The 4,221-nt window shown below is 72.6% G+C and carries 4 protein-coding genes; 3 read left to right on the forward strand and 1 reads right to left on the reverse strand.

What is annotated here, in order from left to right; genetic code table 11:
• Window positions 1-258: 258 nt before the first annotated feature.
• Entirely contained in the window at window positions 259-834 is a 576-nt protein-coding gene (locus GWI24_RS41275; protein WP_210951159.1) for a hypothetical protein, read from the reverse strand.
• Window positions 835-876: 42 nt separating this feature from the next.
• On the opposite strand from GWI24_RS41275, the gene GWI24_RS41280 reads away from it, so the two are divergent.
• The 3 genes from GWI24_RS41280 to GWI24_RS41290 all read left to right on the forward strand — a co-directional run bounded on the left by GWI24_RS41280 (window position 877) and on the right by GWI24_RS41290 (window position 4,173).
• Window positions 877-1,590, forward strand: coding sequence for a response regulator transcription factor (locus GWI24_RS41280; RefSeq protein WP_210951160.1), 714 nt, complete (start codon window positions 877-879; stop codon window positions 1,588-1,590).
• Window positions 1,587-2,981, forward strand: coding sequence for a HAMP domain-containing sensor histidine kinase (locus GWI24_RS41285; protein ID WP_210951161.1), 1,395 nt, complete (start codon window positions 1,587-1,589; stop codon window positions 2,979-2,981). The genes GWI24_RS41280 and GWI24_RS41285 overlap by 4 nt, the downstream gene beginning before the upstream one ends.
• Window positions 2,982-3,120: 139 nt before the next feature.
• Entirely contained in the window at window positions 3,121-4,173 is a 1,053-nt protein-coding gene (locus GWI24_RS41290; protein ID WP_210951162.1) for a chitinase, read from the forward strand.
• The last annotated feature ends 48 nt before the right edge of the window (window positions 4,174-4,221 follow it).

A 4,221-nucleotide genomic window follows, 5' to 3' on the forward strand; every position in this document is an offset into this window, starting at 1 on the left:
ACCACGCGGCGGGGCCGGATTGCGTGGCGGAGCCGGACCCTGGGGTCTGGGGCGGAGCCCCACCACGCGGCGGGGCCGGATTGCGTGGCGGAGCCGGACCCTGGGGTCTGGGGCGGAGCCCCACCACGCGGCGGGGCCGGATTGCGTGGCGGAGCCGGACCCCGGGGTCTGGGGCGGAGCCCCAGTTGTGGGAAGGGACGGGTAGGGGAACAGCCCGCCGCAGGCGCCAAGATCCCTCGGACGCGCCCTAATGCAGCCCTAATGCTCGTCGATGCGCACCTGGGGCGGGCCGTCGTGCCAGGTGCAGAAGATGGTGGTGGTGTCGGCCCCGGAGACGAAGTCCACCCGGATCCACTCGCTCTGCTTCCACACCCGCATCTGCCATCCGCCGTCTGGCGTGGCCGAGACCAGATCCGCCGACGCCGCCCGGATGTCGAAGACCGCCCGGCCGCCCTTGGCCGGATAGCTGCGCACCTCCCCGCTCTCCTCCGGCCGTGCCGACTCCCGCCGGGACGGCGTCTGCGTCGGCTTCCGGGTGCGCCCGGCCGAACCGGACTCCTTGCCCTTGGCCCCGCCGGACGCCGCGTCCGTCCCGGGAGGCGAGGGCGAGGACGGCGAGGACGGTGAAGTGGCCGAGGGCGAGGGCGGTTTGGGCCGGTGCGTGGAGGAGGACCAGGCCCCGTTCGCCGACCCGGAGCCGTCCGCGATCGGCAGCGCGCGCGGCGGGTCGTAGGCCGTACCGGTCAGCACCGTCCGCACGCCGTACCACGACAGCGTGACCGCGGCGCCGGTCGCCAGCACCCAGGCCAGACATTGGACCAGACCTCTTTGCATCTTCCTCATCTTGCCTCACCCGAATGGCGTACGGTGCCGCTCATGGCAAGTGTGCTTGTGGTCGAGGACGACCAGTTCGTGCGCTCAGCCCTCATACGGCAGTTGACCGAGGCGTCCCATACCGTGCGCAGCGTCGGCACCGCCCTGGAGGCGTTGCGCGAGGTGGCGCAGATCGGATTCGACGTCGTCATCCTGGACCTCGGCCTGCCCGATCTGGACGGGGCGGAGGCGCTCAAGATGCTGCGCGGCATCACCGATGTGCCGGTCATCGTGGCCACCGCCCGTGACGACGAGGGTGAGATCGTCCGGCTGCTCAACGACGGCGCCGACGACTACCTGGTCAAACCGTTCTCCGTGGCCCATCTCTCGGCCCGGATGACCGCCGTGCTGCGCCGCGCCCGCGGGGGCGGGGCGGGCGAGCCGGGCGGCGCGGCGGCGCCCCCGGCGGTGCTCCGGGTCGGCGGGCTGGCCGTCGATCCGCTGCGCCGCCAGGCCCAGTTGGACGGGATGACGCTCGATCTGACCCGGCGGGAGTTCGACCTGCTGGCCTATCTCGCCGGGCGGCCCGGCGTCGTGGTGCCGCGCCGGGAGCTCCTCGCCGAGGTCTGGCGGCAGGCGTACGGGGACGACCAGACCATAGACGTCCATCTGTCCTGGCTGCGCCGCAAGCTGGGCGAGACCGCCGCCCGGCCGCGCTATCTCCACACGCTGCGCGGGGTCGGCGTCAAACTGGAGCCCCCGGCGGAGCACACGTGAGATGGGCCCTGGTCAAGGTCTGTCTGGCGGTCACGGCGATGGTCGTGGTCGCCTTCGCCGTACCGCTCGGACTCGTCGTCAAGGAGCTGGCCCGGGACCGGGCGTTCGCCGACGCCGAGCGGCAGGCCGCCACCATCGGCCCGGCGCTCGCCATCACCACCGAGCGGGCGCGGCTGCAGCGCGCGGTCGCCAGCACCCAGGCGGGCGGGGACGGCCGGATGGCGGTGCACGTCCCCGATGAGCCGGGGGAGCGGGGGAGCGGCTACGACCTGGGCAAGAGCCGTGCGCCCAAGGGCGAGCTGGCCACCGCGCGGCGGCTCGGCCGCGCCTCGGTGTCCGGCGCCCCCGGGGGCTATGCACTGCTCCAGCCGACCGCGCTGAGCAGCGGTCAGGTCGCGGTCGTGGAGGTGTATGTCCCGCGTGGCGTGGTCACCAGCGGGGTCACCACGTCGTGGCTGGTGCTCGCGGGCGTCGGCCTGGCGCTGATCGTCGGCGCGGTGGCCATCGCCGACCGGCTCGGCACCCGGCTGGTGCGCCCCGCCGGGCGGCTCGCCGAGGCCGCTCACGACCTGGGCCGGGGCGAGCTCGGGGTGCGCGTCCCGGAGGACGGCCCGGCCGAACTCCGGGCGGCCGCAGCCGCGTTCAACTCCATGGCCGACCAGGTGGTCCAGCTCCTGGCCAGTGAGCGCGAGCTGGCCGCCGACCTCTCCCACCGGCTCCGCACCCCGCTCACCGTGCTGCGCCTCAACGCCGCCTCGCTGGGCGAGGGACCGGCGGCCGACCAGACCCGCGCCGCCGTCGCCCAGCTGGAGGGCGAGGTCGACCAGATCATCCGCACCGCCCGCCAGCAGAAGACCCACACCCCCTCCGGCTGTGACGCCTCCGAGGTGATCCGGGACCGGATGGAGTTCTGGTCCGCGCTCGCCGAGGACGAGGACCGTACGGTGCGGCTGGCCGGGGTCGACCGCACCGTAAGGGTGCCGGTCGCCCGCCCCGAACTGGGCGCCGCGCTGGACGCCCTGCTCGGCAATGTCTTCCGGCACACGCCCGAGGGCACGGCGCTCGCGGTCGACGTCCACAACGGCGAGGACAGCGTGATCATCCTGGTCTCCGACGCGGGCCCCGGCATCGCCGACCCGGACGCGGCGCTCCGCCGGGGCCACGGCGACGGCGGCCCCGGCTCGACCGGCCTCGGCCTGGACATCGTGCGCCGGGTCGCGGAGTCCACGGGCGGCGATCTGCGGATCGGGCGGTCCGTGCTGGGCGGTACCGAGGTACGGGTGTGGCTCTCGCTGAACGGCGCCGGCTCCGCCGACCCTGGGCAGCGGCGGCGCGGCCGTAAGAAGAGGACCCGGGGCCGCAGCCGGCCCAAGGAGCCCGCGGAGCATTAATCGCCGCCGATGGGTTCCTTAAGGCAGCCATAAGATCCGTGGCCCGTGCACGGATCCTGCCGTTTGTCCGACTTCCCCTCGCTAGCGTGTCGCCCGCACCACCAACCCCCCACATCCGTACAGCGAAGGCAGGCACCTGATGAGCAGCACGCACCGTCGCAAGGCGAGCCGGACCACCAAGGTGATCGGCGCGACCGCCGCCGCCGTCGTGGCCGGTGGCACGGCGTTCGCGCTCAGCGGGGCGGCGAACGCGGGCACCGTCTCCGAGAAGACCTCCGCCTCCGCGAAGCCCGCCGCGGCGGCGGGCGGCTTCGCCCCGTACATCGACACCTCGCTCTACCCCGCCTACGACATGGTGGGCACCGCCGACAAGACCGGCGTCAAGGAGTTCAACCTCGCCTTCATCACCTCCGGCGGCGGCTGTACCCCCAAGTGGGGCGGCGTCACCGAGGTCGGTGACAACGAGGTGGCCAAGCAGACCGAAGCGCTGCGCGCGAAGGGCGGCGACGTCCGGGTCTCCTTCGGCGGCGCCTCCGGCTCCGAGCTGGGCCTTGCCTGCACCTCGGCGGACGAGCTCGCCGCGGCCTACGGCAAGGTCGTGGACGCGCTCAAGCTCACCAAGGTCGACTTCGACATCGAGGGCAGCGCGCTCCCGAACAAGGAGGCCAACACCCGCCGCGCCCAGGCGATAGCCAAGCTGCAGGAGCAGCACTCGGACCTGGATGTCTCCTTCACCCTGCCGGTGCTCCCGACCGGCCTCACCCAGGACGGTGTCGACCTCGTCGCCGACGCCAAGAAGAACGGCGTGAAGGTCTCCGCCGTCAACATCATGGCGATGGACTACGGGGCGTCCTTCGACGACGACATGGGCCAGTACGCCATCGACGCCGCCACCGCGACCCAGGGGCAGATCAAGGACGCGCTCGGGCTGAGCGACGACGAGGCGTGGAAGACCGTGGCGGTCACTCCGATGATCGGCGTCAACGACGTCAAGAACGAGATATTCAAGGTCGACGACGCCTCCCAGCTGGTGGAGTTCGCCAAGTCCAAGGGCCTGGCCTGGCTGTCGATGTGGTCCGCGACCCGCGACAAGCAGTGCCCCAGCCCGCAGGACACCGCGTCGCCGACCTGCAGCTCGATCGACCAGGAAGAGCTCGCGTTCACCAAGGCCTTCGGCGCCTTCAACGGCTGACATCCGCGATGGATGACGCCGACAACAGCTGACGTCCGCGACGGATGA

The organism is Streptomyces sp. MK37H (assembly GCF_018035285.1).
Lineage (GTDB): Bacteria > Actinomycetota > Actinomycetes > Streptomycetales > Streptomycetaceae > Streptomyces > Streptomyces endocoffeicus.

Excerpts from the sequence above, each read along its gene's own strand:
- GWI24_RS41290 (WP_210951162.1), top strand. The coding sequence starts at position 3,121 with ATGAGCAGCACGCACCGTCGCAAGGCGAGCCGGACCACCAAGGTGATC.
- GWI24_RS41275 (WP_210951159.1), bottom strand. The coding sequence starts at position 834 with ATGCAAAGAGGTCTGGTCCAATGTCTGGCCTGGGTGCTGGCGACCGGC.
- GWI24_RS41280 (WP_210951160.1), top strand. The coding sequence starts at position 877 with ATGGCAAGTGTGCTTGTGGTCGAGGACGACCAGTTCGTGCGCTCAGCC.